The organism is Kitasatospora sp. NPDC059817 (assembly GCF_042731835.1).
In the GTDB taxonomy this organism is placed as follows: domain Bacteria; phylum Actinomycetota; class Actinomycetes; order Streptomycetales; family Streptomycetaceae; genus Kitasatospora.
In genome coordinates this window covers 1-15758 of the sequence record NZ_JBHWIR010000173.1, presented here as the reverse complement: position 1 = coordinate 15758, position 15758 = coordinate 1, and the positions used below count along the sequence as shown (strand labels likewise).

Sequence of the window (15758 nt, the reverse complement as noted above, 5' to 3'; positions counted from 1 at the left end):
CACAGGGTGAGGAGGCCGACCCGGGCGTCGACGGCGGCGCCGGGGGCGCCGGCGGCCGGTCCACCCTCACCGGCGGGGCAGTCGTCCTGGCAGCCGTGGACGGCGGGTCACGCCCCGGGGGCGGGGGCGCGGGTAGCGTGCTCGGCGGCACCGGGGGCGAGGGAGGCCATGGCGGAGGGAGCGTCCCCGCCTCCGCCTGCAAGGGCGGAGGGCCCCGCGGCACAGGCGGATCCGACGGTGACCTCGGCGCGGGTGGCGAGGAAGGCGTCGACGTGACACCGGCCACCGTCGGTCAGACCGTCCCCGGCAGCACGGGCGGCGTGGGTGGCGAAGGCGGTGCGGCGGGGGCCCCTGTGCCGGCCGCCTGCCCTGTGGGCACCGGCGACGGAGGGGGCGGCGGCGACGGCGGCGACGGCCAGGACTACGTCGGCAACTTCGACGACCCCCAGACCCCCGGTGAGGACGGCACCGCGGGCACCGCGGGCGGCAGCGGCTGCATCACGCTCACCTTCTAGACATCGGCCGGATTCGGCGGCCACGACACCGCGCTCGCCTTCGCCCCCGCCACCTCCTCCGGGAGCTGACAGCGGGACGAGGACGCAAGGCGCATCAGCTGTTCAGGAAAGAACTGGATCATTCGGCGCGTCCCGCCTTACGGTGGCGCCATGAGCGATCACCCCGAAGCGCCTGTCGCGCCCGTTGAGGCCTATGAACCCCCCTACTACCTGGCCGTCTTCACGACAGTGCGGACCCAGGACCAGAGCGGTTACAGCGAGACCAGCGCACGCATGGAAGACCTGGTGAAGGACGTCCCCGGATACCTGGGGATGGACCACGCCCAGACTCCCGGCGGCCTGGGCATCACTGTCGGATACTTCCGCGACGCCGACGCCCTCACGGAGTGGCGGAGCAACGTCGAGCACCGCGCGGCGCAGAAGCGCGGGCAGGCCGAGTGGTACCAGAACTACACGCTGCACGTGGCGAAGGTGGAGCGCAGCCACGGTTTCAGCCGAGCGTAGGGGCCTGCGGGGCCCGATAGCGGGCCGACCGGCTCTCGTCGTCCAGGCGGGCCGCGATGGTCAGGGGCCGGACCGGACCGTGTCGCGGGTCTGGACAGCGGTGCCGGGGTCGGTCAGTCTTCACCACCATGACCCTCCCGCTCCCCGAGCACGTCCCCGGTGCCGCGCGCACCGCGCTTTTCGAGGCCGTCACCGCCGTCGGCGACGAGGCCGTCGCCCTGCTCGCCGGCGGCCGCGGCGACACCCCGATACCCGGCGCCGAGTGGACGGTCGGCGAGGCCGCCGCCCACCTGGCGATGGCCAACGAGCTGATGGCCGCACTGGCCGCCGGCGAGGAACGGCCGTACGGGGACGGCAGTCCGGGGTCGCTGGCCGCCGCGAACGCGGCCTCGCTGGCCAGGCGGCCGGAGCGGGACCTGACCGTGCTCGCCGGGGTGATCGCCCGGCAGGCAAGGGAGTTCACGGCGGCGGCCGGCGCGCGCGGCGGCACCGAGCCGGTGCTGACCCCGCTCGGCCCGATGGACCTGGACACCCTCGGCGCCTACCTGCTGACCCACATGCTGGGCCACCTCTACGACATCGCCGTCGCGCTCGGGCGGCCGCACCCGCTCGACCGGCACCGCGTCGGGCTGACGATGCCCTTCCTGCGGACGGCGATGCCACGGGTGCTGGACGCGCGCGCCGCGGCCGGCCACAGCGCCTGCTACCGGCTTCGGGTGCGCGGCCTGGGCGGGTTCGCGGTGACCTTCACGGACGGTGCCGCCGTGGTGAGCCAGGAGCCGCCGCGCCGCCCGGACTGCACGATCCTCACCGGCCCGGTGGCGTTCTTCCTCATCGCGCTGGGCCGCTACACCGCCACCGGCGCCCTCGCCCGGGGCAAGGTGCTCGCCTGGGGCCGCCGGCCGTGGCTGGCCCCGGGCTTCCCCCGGCTGTTCGCGGCCCCCTGAACACGGCCGCCGGCCGCCGCCGGTGTCACGCCGGCGCATCGTGACGTCATGTCGTGGCGCCCAGGGGCGGACACGTCAGACTGTCACTGGTCCGTTCTGCGGGTTGAGATCCCGGACAGGAGAGCAGCACGTGAGTACAGCGCACGCCGGCCCAGGTGACTACAGCCAGGTGCCGAATCCGGAGCAGGCCCTGAAGTATGCAATTCGGCATATTGCGGGTGACCGTGTCGAGATCGTAGAGGGAGTCATCACCCCGGTGTCACCGTCCTGGGCCCACGAGAGTGCTGTCGACCTGATCCGTGAGCAGATCGGCCCTCGCATGCGCGAGCTCGACCTCCGTGCCGGCTCCGGGAACCTCGACCTGCCCGGCACGGAGAACTTCTACGTGCCGGATCTGGCCGTCGTGCCCGCCGAGCTGGCGAAGACGGAGGGAGCGCTCCTCCCGGACCAGACCGTGCTCGTCGTCGAAGTGACATCACCGTCGAACGGTGAAACCGACAGGACCGCCAAGCGCCGGCGCTACTCGCAGTTCGGTGCGCCCGTGTACCTCCTGGTCGACCGGCAGGAACGCACCTGCACGCTGCTCTCCCAGCCGGGCCGGCTCGGCTACACCCGGGTGGAAGGGCCGCACCCCTTCGGCACCCCCCTGCAGCTACCGCCTCCGCTGAGCCTCGAACTCGACACGGCGGGCTTCTGAGTCGGGGAGTCGGCCAGGCGGCGGGTCGGCTCCGTGGTCTGACCAGGGTCCGGTGAGCCGATTGCCCTGCGGTGGCGGCCCGTCAACCCTGGGTGAATTGGGTGAAATATTATCGAGTTTTACGATTTAACCGCCCTGCCGTGCGGTGGTGGCATGCGTGGATTCCGCAGCATGAAGCGAAGTCACCAACCAAGAGGTGGAGAGATGATCAAGAAATTCGCTGTCGTTGCAGCTGCTGCCAGTGCTCTCGTTCTTGCGGACGCGAGCTGGGCCGTCGCCGGCTCCGGCGGCCATGGCGGCACGGACAGGCGTGGCGGAGACGTCGGCATCGCATGCGTGGTCGGCCAGGACGCGGGCTTCTCGAACAACTGCGGCAACACGTACATCTACAAGCCCAACCTTCTGGGCGACCTGCTCAACCTGCTCTCGCCGCCTCCCACCACCGGCGGCGGTGGCAACAACGGGGGCGGCAACAACAACGGGGGCGGCAACAACGGCGGCGGTAACAACGGTGGTGGTACCGGCAACAACGGCGGCGGTAGCAGCGGCGGCAACAGCTGATCCGTTCGACACCGGCGTGTTCTCCTCCTTGACCACGCCGGCGGGGCCGGGGACGCACCGGGCACAGCACGGGTGCGCACCCCGGCCGTTGCGTGCCCTTTGGAGCACAGATCGGTGCCCGATCGTCCGTTGTGCTGCGCGGCGACAGTCCGGCCGGATATGCCGGAGGGAACACCTGTCGCGCCTCCGGAGGGGTTCCCCATGCACGCGAAAGACCCCGGCAAGCCGTCGGAGCCGCAGCGGCGCCGCGACCTGCCGCGCAAGGCCGATCCGGCGGCCGACGGACTGGGGTTGAGCCTCGGGGGCGTGTCTGCGCAGACTGTCCTCGCCTTGCAGCGCGGCATCGGCAACGCCGCGGTCTCGCGGGTGATCGAGCGGTCCAGGCACCAGCACGGTGCGGGGTGCGGTCACCCGCAGGCCGTCGTCGGGGCGGGCGCACCGGTACAGCGGTCCCCCGTCCAGAGGAGGACGGGGGACGCGCCGGCCGCCCGTCCCGGTGAGCCGGTCGTCCAGCGCGCCATCACCTACGCCAAGGCCGACTGGTCACGGCAGCACCTCTCGCCGGACCGTTTCGCGGAACTGCTCCAACAGGCGTCCGGCGAGCAGGAAGGTGACGGATTCAGCGTCCCCTACCGGGAGTTGTTCAAAGCCTTGGAGGAGTCCGCGATCACCATCGAGATCGACGAGCAGACGGACATCAGGGGTGCGCGCGCGTTGTTCGCGCTCAGCAACGAAGGAGAGGGCGGCGCGCTGCGGATCACCCCGCCCAAGGACCAGGCCTCACCGCTCGAACTGCGGGAATTCGCCGCGACCGTGACCCATGAGATGCAGCACGCGCTCGACTCGGTCACCGGTCGTTTCAAGTCCCAGGAGAAGCCGCAGACGATGGCGCAGCGGAAGATCTCCACCGAGTTGCGCGCGTTCGGCGAAGAGGCGGCCGCGGCGCTCAAACTCGCCATGGGTGACAGCTACAGCAAGAGCCAGGGGAAACTCTCCGCGATCCTGAAGACGATCCCCGGGGACCGGCTCACGCCCGAGCGCAGCCGACTCGCCGGCGAGTTCCACACGATGGACAGCTACCGGGCCGCCGGCCGGGATCCCCTCGACGCCTTCGGGGCGGCGATCCCGATCCCCAACAGCGTGCTCCTGGAACGCGTGGCGGGCTACCTGTCCTTCTACAAGCTGGTCGCCGACACCCCGACGAGTGCGGAGGCACTCCAGTGGCTGCGCGCCACCCCGGCGGTGGTGGAGAAGGGCCTGGTGGAGGGGACCGTCCTGTTCCACAACCACCGCCCGCAGCCGGAGTGAGGGCGCGGGTGGTCGGGAGGGCGCGGGTGGTCGGGAGGGCGACAAGCGCGAGATCACGTCCAGCCGTTGCGGGTGGAAGCCCGGATCTGCGCGTTCACCGCGCAGTCGGCGTCGATTCCGGGGCCGTCCGCAGCTTCAGGGCTTGGGGGGAAGGCAGAGGGGGCGGTCGGGTACCCGGACCGGCAGGGTGCGTCGTTCATCGGTGGTGAAGGAGCGGTAGTTGATGATGCGGCACAGGCTCCGCTGCCAAGCGTCGGGGTCGAGGACGATCCGGTGGACGTAGTCGTTCTCGGTGCGGATGAGGAAGGTCTTTCCGTCGTTGGTGGCGTCCAGGAACGTGAGCGGCTCCTGCAGACTGTTGTCGGTCACGTTGCGGAAGTCGTAGGAGTCCACGGAAGGTTGGCCGCCGACCTGGTAGATCCGGATGGAGTTGTTGGCCGCGATCATGAAATGGCCTTGGGTGTCGACGAATCGGGTGATGGCCGCGTTCTGGCCCGGTGTGCTGGTGGTGGGGAGGGGGCCGATCTCCCTCTGCAGGGGGTCGAGCCGCCACAGTTCGATGACGCTGTTGCGGCGGAGAACGGCCAGGTAGCGGCCGCTCTCGTCGAACCGGGCCGCGATCAGGTCGGTGATGCCCGGGTTCAGCGACGTGACGGTGTGGCCGGTGCCGGTGCCGGTGCCGATGTCGACGACACGGATCACGGGGTCGTCGTGCACGACCACGGTCAGCTTTCCCTCCTGCCAGTACGGGCCGACGTACATCTGTGGCGTGCCGGGCTTGTCGGCCCGGGGATGGAACGCCGCCGCGTCGTACTGTGCCAACCGGACGCCGGTTCTGGCCTCCCACTGCTGGATCTGGGTGCCGGAGACCGTCACCAGGCGGTCGGCCCCGTCGAAGAAGTAGCTGAAGTCCTCGGCTGCCGAGTCGCCCTGGGGTGGTGGTGCCGCGGTGATGCGGGCGACCGCTCGTAGGGTGGAGGCATCACGGACGGAGACGGTGTTCGGGCCGTCCCGGAGCGCGATGAGCGTGTCGTCCCGGTTGGACAGGAGGCGGTCGCCTTTGCCCTTCCAGGCGGGCTGTGGCAGGGCTGTTCTGGTCAGGAGCCTTCCGGGGTCGAGCCCGGGCTCGCGGAGTTCGAGGTCGGTGCCGCCCGTCAGGCGGGTGGTGAGCTTTCTGCCGTCCCGACTGAGGTGGACGGTGTCGGCCGCGGCCGTGTCCTCCTCGCCCGCGGGGATCTCGGTGTAGGAGATGGAGCTCCGTCCCTGACCGGCGAGGTACTCCTTCCCGCCGCTGGAGAGGAGAGCGGACGCGTGCTCGTACAGGTGGCCCGGTTCGTCCACCAACGCGACGGCTTTTCCCCGGTCGAGGTCCAGGAGCGTCAGTTTGGCGGCTTCGTTGATCACGATCCGGTGGCCGTCGGCGCTCGCCGCGGTCAGTTCGGTCGCCGGGGCGATCGTCTCCGTGGTTTCGTAAGGTTTCCCCACCACGGATCCGTCGGACACCCGGATCAGTCGTACGGTGCTCTTCGTGCCACTGCCCTGTCCGGGGTCGTGGGTCTGGACGACGGCGACGGTGGTCCGGTCCCCGGAGGGCAGGATCCCCTGGTGCTCAGCAGGCACCACCACGGTCCGCGCGGCGCCGCCGGCCATGTCCACGGAGGCCAGTCCGGTACTGCCGTTGCTGGTCTTCACGAGCAGGGAATGCCCGTCGGAGCCGAACCACAGCCCGCTTCCCATGTTCTGAGGTGCGGGAACGCGGCCGGCGATCGTCCCCGCGTCCAGATCCCACCAGACCAGGCTGTCGCGGGTCGGAACCGCGATGTAGCGCCCGTCGGGTGACATCGCGGTCGCGTCGGCAGGAGCCGAGGAGATCTGCAGCACCCCGTCCACCCGGGGAAGTTGGTGCACCTGGCCGATGGGCGCGGTGCTCTCCTTGTCGACGTCGAACCAGCCTCCCGTCCCGTCGTCGGCCACGAATCCGGCTCGGCGTCCGTCCGGGGAGACCATCAGGTAGAAGGCGTACTGGGCCGGGACCGGCCGGCTGTGGACGGTGCCGTCCCGGCCGCGGACGAACAGGACGACGTGGGCCATGGCGTCGCGGGAGAGGACGACGTCACCGTCTCGGCTGGTGCTGAACGTCCCGCCGGTTCCGGACAGGCCCGAGAACAGGGAGTCCGCGCCGGCCCGGAGGAGGTACTGCCGCATCAGCTGGTTCCGGGCCTCCGGCGTGGGCTTCGTCCGGTACGCGGCGAGGGCCATCATCACGGCCCGGACCGGGTCGTAGGCCATGTCGTCCTGGGAGGCCTGGACGAGGGCGCGGGAGTCGGAGTCGGACTGGCGCTCCGCGGCATCGCGGCGGGCCGTGGCGAACAGTACGCCCAGGGCGAGGGAGACGGTGATCACCCCGACGAGGGCGGTCCGGAAGGTGCGGCGCCGGCGGCCGCGGGCCCGGTGGTGCCGCCTGGCGAGTTCGAGGTAGCTGCGTTCGGCCTCGGACAGCTCGGCGCCGCGCTCGCGCTGCCAGGTGCGGGCGGTGGCGAGGGTGGGCCCGGTGGGGAGCAGGTCGGCGGGTTGGCCGGCGTGGTCCCAGCGCCGGCGGTCGTGCCGGACGGATTCGCGCCACTCCAGGAATGCGCGGTCCTCGCCGACCCAGTCGCGCAGCCGGGACCAGGCGGTGATCAGGGCCTCGTGGGCCAGTTCGACGGTCTCGACGCCCTCGGCACTGTGATCGATGACCAGGAGCCGGGTGCCGGCCAGACGTTGGGCGATGTGCCAGTCGTCCTCGGCGAGCTCCTGGCGGGGAACGGTCCGGCGGGTGGCACCGGGTGCGCCGAGGGGGACGCGGACGAGGCGGGTGAAGAGTCTGCGGGCGGCCGGCTCCTCCCCGGCGGAGACATGTCTGTCCCAGGCCTGCTCGGCGTACTCTCCGAGAGCTCCGCTGACGTGACCGATCTCCTCGTACGCACGGTGGCTGAGAACCCCGGCCGCCTGACGCTTCCACAGCAGGTCGAGGGTGAAGCCGAGGAGCGGCAGGGCACCCGCCTCACCGCCCGCATCGGTCAGGATGCGGTCCACCAGGTGGGCCTCGTAGCGAACCGACGGAATCGCCGCCACCGGTGCGGTGACGACCTCCCGGAGCTGGTCACCGGTCATCGGCCCCAGAGCGTAGACCTGCCGGCTGCAGGCCCGGCCAAGACTCGGATGGGCCAGCGCGGCCTCCAGGTAGTCGGCCCGGAGCGTGGTGAGCACGTGCACGGTCCCAGGGAGCGACGGGCCGAACAGCACGGCCGCCAACTCATCGACGGCCGCCGGGTCGGCTCCGGTGAGCATCTCCTCGAACTGGTCGACCACGACGATCAGTTGATCGGTGCCGAGGCGGGCCAGCAGGAGAGCCGCGAGATCTCCGAGCCCCTGGGCGCGCAGCAGGCCGACCAGCGCCGGAAGGCGTTCGAGGCGTTCGAGTTCGGTCAGATCCGGTTCCAGCAGCGGAGACAGCGCGGCGGCGAGCGCGGACAGCGGGGTGGTGCCGGCGTTGGGCCGGATCACCACGGCGGTCATGCCCTGGGCGTGCAGGCGGGGTATGACGCCGGCCATCGCGAGGGAGGACTTGCCCGAACCGGAGGGGCCGACGAGGGTGGTCCACCGTTCCCGGGCGACCAGGGCGGTGACCTCCGCCGTCTCCGCCCGACGGCCGTGGAAGACCGGGGCGTCGGATTCCTGAAGCGGGCGCAGACTGCGAAACGGTGACGGCGGCAGCGCCAGTTCGCGAAGCTCCGGCCATACGGAGGCGAGGCCCTCGGCGGGGATCAGGTAACCGGATGGAGGGTCGCCGGTCTCTGCGACCGCCATCATGCCGACGACACCGTCGAGTTGCTCGTCCCACACCGGGCCGCCGCTGAACCCCGGGGAGACCCGGTAGCCGTTGGCGGCCAGGTCGGCCTGGATCCACCCGTTGGCCTGCCGGGCCCTCAGTACCCCGGAGTGCCAGACACCGCCCGGGCGGCCGCTCGGCAGGCCGTACGCCCGCACCGTGTGTCCCCAGACGTCGGAGGACTCCACCATGCGGATCGGCCGGGCGCCCGGAAGCGGAGCGGACAGGTGCAGCACGGCCACGTCCCCGGCGCCGTGCGGGTGGGCGGGCGCCCACCGTTCGACAGTCGTGGGAACGCGCGTACCGCCTGTGCCGCCTGTGCCGTCGGCTGCGGCGAGCGGGTTGGCGAGCGGGCTGGTGAGCAGCGGGAGGTCGACGTCGACGCGGGCGTCGGTGTCCGGCCTGGCTCCCGGAGGGAGGCCGAGCGCGGCGGACACCACGTGCGCACACGTCAGTATCCGATCGGCGGTCACCAGGAAGCCGAGGCCGACCGGGACGCCTCGACGGTCATGGATGCGGACGACGGCGGAGGCCAGCGCATCGGGCCCGGCCCCGTCGACGGCGTCGGCGCGGGACATGGACACTAGGCCGGGTCCGAAGCCGCCGGAGGCGCCGATGCCTCGGCGGGCTGCCGGTTCCAGGTGAGCGAGACCTTGAAGTTGGCCTCTGCGGCGGTGCTGGAGATCACCACGTCGGCCTCGGCCGACAAGGACAGGCCGAACTCGATGCTGATCTCGTCCGGGGCGTGCGCCAGGCCCCGGAACCCCTCGATGAAGTCCTGCGCGACCGGACGCACCCCGGCCAGCATGTCCCCGAGCGAGCGTGTCGCCCGAGCCACCACCTGTCCGGGCCGGGCGACCTGCACCAGCCCTTCCCCGACCTGCTCGATCTCCACCCGGACCACGTCCTCACCCTCGCTCACCGAGCCGATGGGCAGTTCCACGAAGTACGCCATGATCCCCCCGGATCTGGTCAAAGCCCCCGAACAGAGCACCACTTGTGAGGTGCCGCCTGCTCACCGTAAAGGCCTGCCGGCCTCCGCGTCCCGGAATCATGACTGCCGGTCAGCTCGGGCTTCCCGTCGCCGGCGGTCCGCGCGGTGGTCCCGCTGGTGAAGGGCGACGGCGGCTGAGCCGGTCCCGATCCCGACGGGAATCCGTGAACGGGCCCGGAGCGGCTCCATCGCCGTTCCGGGCCCGCTCGTTGGCGCGTAGGTGCTACATGTTCCACATGGCCGTCGTGGGGCGAGGCGTGGGGGGAACGGACGTGGGCGGGGCCCAGACGCCGTTCTCGAAGAAGTCCTTGATGGTGGCGTACCAGGGCTTGTAGGCGATCTTCTGATCCGCCAGCCAGGCGTCGTTGTAGTACTCGTTCGTGTAGCGGTCGCCCGGGTCGCACATCACGCTGGCGACGCTCCCGAGTTGGGTGCCCTCGTTCATGCCGAGCAGGATCCGGATCGCGGCGAACACGCCGGTTCCGGTCGAGGGCCCGGCGTGGATGCCCAACTCCGTCCGGTCGGAGAGGTGGCGCATGGTGGCGACCGACGCCGCGTCGGCGAGGCGGATCATGCGGTTGACCGTGGTCGGTACGAACGAGGCCTCGACCCTGGGCCGGCCGATGCCCTCGATGTGCGAGCCCTGGTCGGTCACCGTGGGGTCCTGCCAGTACCAGCCGTCGAAGTACGCGGAGTGCTCCGGGTCGGGCACGCACACCCGGAGCTTCTTGGCGGTGTACCGGGCGTACCGGTACCGGGCGGCCCTTCGCCAGCCGACCGCTGGCCAGGGTGTGGGTGAGCAACGCCGCCGCGAGCCGGTGCTTGTGGCTGCGGGCGATCTTTGATCGGGGATGCTGAGGAAGGTGCACAGGAAGTCGGCCCGGCCGACTTCGTGTGCACCTGGGGCACGCCTTTCGGATCACGCCGGGTGGTCGCCACCGGGGCGGTCGCAGGTGCCCGAGACCGCCCGGCGCGTCCACCGCCGGTATCGGCCTCTCGCGCCGAAGTGCCCCTGCGGGTCTGCCACTTCAGGACCCTCCGCAGCCGGGAGCGATGCGGGGTGTACCGCCGGGCGGAGGTGGTTTTTAGACGAACGGAGTAGCCGCAGGTGCGGTTCTTCAGGGAGCGGGACGTACTGGTGAGAGGGCAGCGCCCAGGGGGTCCTGTCGAACGGAAGGACGTAGGACATGGAGTCGCAGAACATCAAGGAGTTCAAGAAGAAGGTCGAGGCGCTCTACGACGACGAGAAAAGCGATTTCAGGCGCAAGTTCGATGCGGCGATCAGGGGTTTGACGCCGCCCACGGTGTACCCGGACTCGGACGTCTACAAGGACTGGCGAGGGGCGACCGGAAAGACCCTGGCAGAATTCTTCGTCGAATGGTACGACTGGGGTTGGAAGCAGCCCATCTCCGACGGGCTGAAATACATCCGCAAATTCAGCTGGATCAGCTACGAGAACGCCGCGGGACTCGCGTTCGTGACCAGCGAATCAGGGCGTGAGGTACTGGCGGACTTCACGCAGCTGCAGGGCCGGCAGATGGACTCCGAGGATTCCGAGAAACTGGTTCAGCAGTGGATCGACGAACTCGGCGAGAAGCGGATGGAGGAATTCAAGAAGGGGGACTGGTCGACCCTCAACAAGTTCTTCATCAGGGAACTGAAGCCCGGCAAGCGGCCGATCGACCACCCCGACGACCCCAGCGTCGTGACCGCCCCGACCGACTGCGTCATCAACATGATCGTCGACAATCTGGCGCCCGACACGCCGCTCCCGATCAAGGCGGCCGTGACCATGAGTGTCAGCAGGCTGCTCGACGGCTCCGAGTACGCCGAGAGGTTCATCGGCGGCACGGCCGTGTCGTGCATCCTCATGCCTGACACCTACCACCGCTACCACGCCCCGGTCGGCGGCGAGGTGGTCGAAGCCCGTGACGACGTCGGCGGCGTCTACTACGGGATTCGGGACTTCCCCGACCTGCTCAACAAGGGGAACGTCGGCTACGGGTACGACTACAGCCTGTTCGAGGACTTCCGCCGCGGATACGCCATCATCAAGACGCCTTACGTGGACCACCTCGGGGAACCGGACGGCGAAGGCTATGTCGCCCTGGTGCCCGTCGGCCTCAACTCGATCGGCTCCGTGAGGTTCCTCGATCCGTTCCGCAACATCACGGCGGAGTCGGACCCGGTCGACGTGAAGAAGGGCGACGAGATCGGCTACTTCCAGTACGGCGGTTCACTGAACATCCTGCTGTTCGAGGAGAAGCGGTTCCCCGCGCTCCAGCTCCTCATGGGCCAGCGGATCGGGGTCCTCCAAGAGGTCGCGCACACCGAGCGCCACTTCGAGCGCTACGTCCGCCCGCTGCCCGGGCGCGTCACGCCGACGTCCTGACCTCCCTCCCGAAACGGAAAGTGAACCATGCTTCGTCAGCCCGTTTACTCGATCCCGGCGAACGCCTTCGACACCCAGACGATCCACTTCTATCCCGACCCCGAGAAGAAGGACGACGAAGGAGTCCCGAAGACGGTCCGTTCCTACGCCGGGTACGCGGACGTCGACGGCCCCGGCACCGAAAGCAGCCGCTTGTTCTACTGGTTCTTCGAGAGCCAGACCTGCGACCCCCACGTCGACGCCGACAAGCAGAAGGACCTGATCGAGAAGGCCCCTCTGCTGATCTGGCTCAACGGCGGTCCCGGCGCATCGTCGCTCCTGGGGCTGTTCCTGGAGAACGGGCCGCTGCGCATCGGTGACGATGCCGCCGGGATCATTTCGATCAGCCCCGACTCCTGGAACCAGGAAGCCCACGTCATCTACTGGGACCAGCCGGTCGGCGCGGGATACAGCTACTGCAAGAAGTCGGAAACGTACGTCCAGGACGAGGGCGAACTCAGTGAGATGTTCCACCAGGCGCTGGTTCAGTTCCTCGAAACGTACCCGGAGTACCAGCAGTGCCCCCTCTACGTCTGCGGTGAGAGCTACGCGGGCAAGTACGTGCCGTACATCGCCCAGAAGATCCAGCAGAAGAACCTCGCGACGACCGGAACGCGCGTCAATCTGAAGGGGATCTCCGTAGGCAACGGCTGGATCACCCCGGAACTCTCGATCCGCGTCATGATCGACTACGCCTACGCGTCCGGATTCCTCGGCAAGGGCCAGAAGGACATCCTGGCATCCTCGTACAAGCACTTCCAAGAGGCCATCAGCAGCGGCAGGATGAAGGAGGCCACTGACCTCGGAAACGGCCTGGTCGATGCGGTCCTGGCCTACGGAGGCGACTTCGACGTCTACGACGTACGGCGCTGGGAGGACCTGTCCGCGGGCGCACTGGGCTCCTACCTCAACAGCGCCGCCGTCAAGGAGGCCCTGCACGTCGACCACGAGTGGAAGTCCGAGGACAACTCCGGTCCGGTGGCCGTCGCACTGAAGGCCGACAACATGGCGGACGCCTCGCCGCTGTACACCGAACTCATCCACGCGAAGGAGAAGTACAAGGTCCTGCTCTACACCGGGGACTTCGACACCGCCTGCGGGTACCAGAGCACCGAGGAGATCCTCGACGAGATCATGAAGGACGGCTGGCAGAAGGCCCCGCGGTTGATCTGGAAGCAGGCGCAGGGCCACCCAAAGGGTTTCGTCCGCACCCTGAACAACGTCACCCAGGTCGCGGTGCCCGACTCCGGGCACGAAGTGCCGGCCTATCAGCCGCAGATCTGCCGGGAGATGCTCTACAACTGGCTGTTCGACCGCCCCTTCCACGGCCAGGACCCCGAGAGCGCAGCCCAGGCCATCCTGGCCAAGGCCCAGGAGGACGCCGAGAAGGAGAACGGATGAGCGGTCACCTCAAGCGGACGAAGGAGACGGCCGACCTGGCGGCGGCCACAGCCGTCCTCAAGCAGGGCTACGTCTGCACCCTCGCCCACGTCGACCCCGAAACGGGCGGGCCGAGGTGCGTGCCCATGGTCTACGCCTACCACGAGGAGGGGGACGAGCGGCGCCTCTACCTGCACGGCTCCGTCTACTGGCCGCCGCAGACCGGGCTGGCGCCCTCACTTCGGCAGCTGTGGAACGACGCCGGGGTCCACGTCTGCCTGGCCGTCACCGTGCTCGACGGCCTGCTCGTCGGGCGGGCGGCGATCAGCACCTCCCTCAACTACCGCTCCGTGGTGGTGGACGGCATCGCCCGGACGGTCGATCCGGCGGACCGGGCGAAGGCGTTCGAGGCGCTCAGCAACCAGGTCATCCCGGGCCGGTGGCCCGAGCTGCGCCCGATCAAGGACGGCAAGGGCGGCAAGGGCGGCAAGGTCAGCGAACTGGACTCGGACAAGCAGCACACCCCCACCGTCGGGGTCCTCTCCATCAGCCTGACGGACAAATCGACGGTGGTGCGCCTCAAGCGGCACCACGCCGCCGAGCCGGAGCACGAGACCCAGGAGGACTGGGACTGGGACCACGGCAATGCCTGGGGCGGTGTGCTCCCGATGCGCCAGGTCTACGGGCCGGCGATCCCCGACTCCCACGTCAAGGACAAGGACGCCGCCCCGCCGGACTCCGTCCAGCGGCTCATCGGCAGGACCACCTAGTCCCGACGAAGCCGCCGTCGGTGAGCAGCCGGACCGCGTGACGCTGCCAGCGCGGCCGGCCCGTCGCGAGTCCGGTCAGCAGGACGACGGGCCCGCTGTCCGGCGTCGGGAGGCCGGGCGCCTGAATGTGGCGCACAGATGTGGCGGCGAGGGTCACCGGGCGCAGGTTCGTGGCCCGGTGGGGCCGGGTGCGGCGGGTGCGCACAGCGGGGGTCAGCGCGCGGGTTGAGGGCACTTCGGTTCCAAGTGGAAGGGGACGGCGGGAGGTTCGGCCAGGGCGACGGTGCCGGTGGCCAGGGCGATGGCGGCGGCGTGGGTACGGCTTCGGCGCGGGGAGAGCGCCCGTACCACGTGCGCCTCGGCGGCGCGGGCCTCCCGCAGGCTCAGACCGACACCGCGCGCCCCGGCTGCGCTGAGCGTGCCGGTGCAGATCAGGGCGAGGACGGCCCGCCCCGCTTGGTCCAGTTCGGGCAGACGCTCAGGTGCGTCGATCCGCCCGGGGTCGATCAGCGAGGCCGAGATCAGCCGGGCGACCAGGTGGGCGTCGTCCACCACGGCCCACCGGCGGCGTAGGCCAGCCAGGCTGTTCTGGACGAAGTACTCCCCGGTGTGGAACCGCCGGGCGATCTCGGGGACGGTCAGCCCCTGAGCGGCCAGTTCGGCGATCTGCCGCTCCCGCTCGGTGATTTCGGGCACCGGGGCACGCCGGGGCTCCGTCCTCGGGATGACGGTCGCGGTGGTCAGGACCTGGCGGGGCCCGGCCGCTGCTGCCACAGGGGCCTGATCGACTGTGCACACCACCACGACCTCGTCCATGGCCACGCCGAGTTGATGGGCGGCTGCCACGTAGGCGGCGGTGCCGTCACCCGTGCCCTGACGTACGGCGGACGACCAGGCGCAGGCAAGGCCCACCACCGAGACGGCGCCGACCGGATCAGCGGCCGCACGCGGCATCACCAGGGCACACGGGATGCCGAGGGCCAGCGCCTGGTGCACCAGACGAACGACAGGCGGCGCGGCTTCTCGGGACGCTGCCCCCGCGAGGACCTCCAGCAGAGGCGGAGTCGATGGGAGCCCGGCCAGAACCCCCAGATGGACGACGAGGCCGCGTACGGACCGCAGGGCGTCGCCGAGCCGTAGCACCTGGCCGGAGTCATGCCCAGGATTGGGCGGGGCATCGCCTACGGGTCGGACGGTACGGCGCATGGATACAGGGCCCGCTGGTCCTTTCTCTCGCGGATCGGTGCGGCCCTGGCCCGAAACAGCCGCCGTGGGTGTGGTGAGGCTGGTGAGGGTGTCGCCAGCGGGGTCGATCAGTTGGTGTGCAAGCGCCTGTCGAACGGCAACGACGCGTTGTTGGACGGCCAGGGCATTCAACACGTTCTCCTCGTAGCGCTCCGCCGCGCTCTCAGAGACGTCCAGTGCGCGGGCGACGTCGAGTCGGATCCCGCCGACCGCCCATATGCGCAGGACCAGCACCTGCTCGTCCGTCAGAACCGGCGGCTCTCCCTCCGGTCTGGTGAGGGTGAGCTGGCCGGACTGCCAGGCCCGTACGAAGGCGTGAAGCCGGCCCGCCGCGCCCAGGCGGTCGTACGACTGGGACAGGTACCGCTTGACGGTCTCGACGCTCACTTGCAAGGCCTTGGCGATCTCGGCGTTCCTCATCCCCTCACCGACCAGTTCCAGAACCGCGACATGGTGCGCGGTCACAGTAGTTGGCGGCGCGACACGCCGCGAACACCACACCCCCCCCCGCGCGCCCAGCGCGGGAAGCGCTCG

At 70.0% G+C, this 15758-nt stretch carries 12 protein-coding genes and 1 pseudogene; 9 read left to right on the top strand and 4 right to left on the bottom strand.

Going from position 1 to position 15758, the window contains the following annotated elements; translation table 11 throughout:
* From ACFV61_RS28310 to ACFV61_RS28285, 6 genes and pseudogenes are all read left to right on the top strand, one after another.
* Window positions 1-515, top strand: a pseudogene (locus tag ACFV61_RS28310) (PE family protein); the annotation flags it as partial.
* A gap of 150 nt (window positions 516-665) precedes the next feature.
* Window positions 666-1019 carry an antibiotic biosynthesis monooxygenase family protein gene (locus tag ACFV61_RS28305; RefSeq protein WP_380494632.1) on the top strand — a complete coding sequence of 118 codons (354 nt, stop codon included), beginning with the start codon at window positions 666-668 and terminating at the stop codon, window positions 1017-1019.
* Between the two features lie 128 nt (window positions 1020-1147).
* Window positions 1148-1966: a maleylpyruvate isomerase family mycothiol-dependent enzyme gene (locus ACFV61_RS28300; protein WP_380494630.1), complete on the top strand. Its 819-nt coding sequence runs from the start codon at window positions 1148-1150 to the stop codon at window positions 1964-1966.
* 130 nt (window positions 1967-2096) lie between these two features.
* Entirely contained in the window at window positions 2097-2663 is a 567-nt protein-coding gene (locus tag ACFV61_RS28295; RefSeq protein WP_063352015.1) for a Uma2 family endonuclease, read from the top strand.
* Window positions 2664-2867: 204 nt separating this feature from the next.
* A complete protein-coding gene (locus ACFV61_RS28290) occupies window positions 2868-3224 on the top strand; it encodes a hypothetical protein (protein WP_380423855.1) in 357 nt (118 codons plus the stop codon).
* A gap of 201 nt (window positions 3225-3425) precedes the next feature.
* Window positions 3426-4532: a hypothetical protein gene (locus ACFV61_RS28285; protein ID WP_380369266.1), complete on the top strand. Its 1107-nt coding sequence runs from the start codon at window positions 3426-3428 to the stop codon at window positions 4530-4532.
* Between the two features lie 135 nt (window positions 4533-4667).
* Here ACFV61_RS28285 and ACFV61_RS28280 read toward each other — a convergent pair whose 3' ends face one another.
* From ACFV61_RS28280 to ACFV61_RS28270, 3 genes are all read right to left on the bottom strand, one after another.
* A complete protein-coding gene (locus ACFV61_RS28280; protein ID WP_380494627.1) occupies window positions 4668-8981 on the bottom strand; it encodes a trypsin-like peptidase domain-containing protein in 4314 nt (1437 codons plus the stop codon).
* Between the two features lie 5 nt (window positions 8982-8986).
* Window positions 8987-9358 carry a CU044_2847 family protein gene (locus tag ACFV61_RS28275; RefSeq protein WP_380494625.1) on the bottom strand — a complete coding sequence of 124 codons (372 nt, stop codon included), beginning with the start codon at window positions 9356-9358 and terminating at the stop codon, window positions 8987-8989.
* 262 nt (window positions 9359-9620) lie between these two features.
* A complete protein-coding gene (locus ACFV61_RS28270; RefSeq protein WP_380494623.1) occupies window positions 9621-10115 on the bottom strand; it encodes a hypothetical protein in 495 nt (164 codons plus the stop codon).
* A gap of 469 nt (window positions 10116-10584) precedes the next feature.
* Between ACFV61_RS28270 and ACFV61_RS28265 the strand changes: the two genes are divergently transcribed.
* From ACFV61_RS28265 to ACFV61_RS28255, 3 genes are read left to right on the top strand one after another with little or no spacing between them, the layout of a single operon-like run.
* Window positions 10585-11790 (top strand): phosphatidylserine decarboxylase, encoded by a 1206-nt coding sequence (locus ACFV61_RS28265; protein ID WP_380494621.1) that lies wholly within the window; start codon window positions 10585-10587, stop codon window positions 11788-11790.
* Window positions 11791-11817: 27 nt separating this feature from the next.
* Entirely contained in the window at window positions 11818-13230 is a 1413-nt protein-coding gene (locus tag ACFV61_RS28260) for a hypothetical protein (RefSeq protein ID WP_380494619.1), read from the top strand.
* On the top strand, window positions 13227-13979 hold the full coding sequence (locus ACFV61_RS28255) for a pyridoxamine 5'-phosphate oxidase family protein (RefSeq protein ID WP_380494617.1): 753 nt from the start codon (window positions 13227-13229) through the stop codon (window positions 13977-13979). Before ACFV61_RS28260 ends, ACFV61_RS28255 begins: the two co-directional genes overlap by 4 nt.
* A 213-nt stretch (window positions 13980-14192) precedes the next feature.
* Here the strand turns inward: ACFV61_RS28255 and ACFV61_RS28250 are convergent, their stop codons facing one another.
* Complete coding sequence (locus tag ACFV61_RS28250) at window positions 14193-15689, bottom strand: LuxR C-terminal-related transcriptional regulator (protein ID WP_380494615.1); 1497 nt, start codon at window positions 15687-15689, stop codon at window positions 14193-14195.
* Between the last annotated feature and the right edge of the window lie 69 nt (window positions 15690-15758).

What these genes read in the sequence shown, in the direction of transcription:
- ACFV61_RS28305 (WP_380494632.1), top strand. Translation starts at nt 666, where the DNA reads ATGAGCGATCACCCCGAAGCGCCTGTCGCGCCCGTTGAGGCCTATGAA.
- ACFV61_RS28300 (WP_380494630.1), top strand. Translation starts at nt 1,148, where the DNA reads ATGACCCTCCCGCTCCCCGAGCACGTCCCCGGTGCCGCGCGCACCGCG.
- ACFV61_RS28290 (WP_380423855.1), top strand. Translation starts at nt 2,868, where the DNA reads ATGATCAAGAAATTCGCTGTCGTTGCAGCTGCTGCCAGTGCTCTCGTT.
- ACFV61_RS28285 (WP_380369266.1), top strand. Translation starts at nt 3,426, where the DNA reads ATGCACGCGAAAGACCCCGGCAAGCCGTCGGAGCCGCAGCGGCGCCGC.
- ACFV61_RS28280 (WP_380494627.1), bottom strand. Translation starts at nt 8,981, where the DNA reads ATGTCCCGCGCCGACGCCGTCGACGGGGCCGGGCCCGATGCGCTGGCC.
- ACFV61_RS28275 (WP_380494625.1), bottom strand. Translation starts at nt 9,358, where the DNA reads ATGGCGTACTTCGTGGAACTGCCCATCGGCTCGGTGAGCGAGGGTGAG.
- ACFV61_RS28265 (WP_380494621.1), top strand. Translation starts at nt 10,585, where the DNA reads ATGGAGTCGCAGAACATCAAGGAGTTCAAGAAGAAGGTCGAGGCGCTC.
- ACFV61_RS28260 (WP_380494619.1), top strand. Translation starts at nt 11,818, where the DNA reads ATGCTTCGTCAGCCCGTTTACTCGATCCCGGCGAACGCCTTCGACACC.
- ACFV61_RS28255 (WP_380494617.1), top strand. Translation starts at nt 13,227, where the DNA reads ATGAGCGGTCACCTCAAGCGGACGAAGGAGACGGCCGACCTGGCGGCG.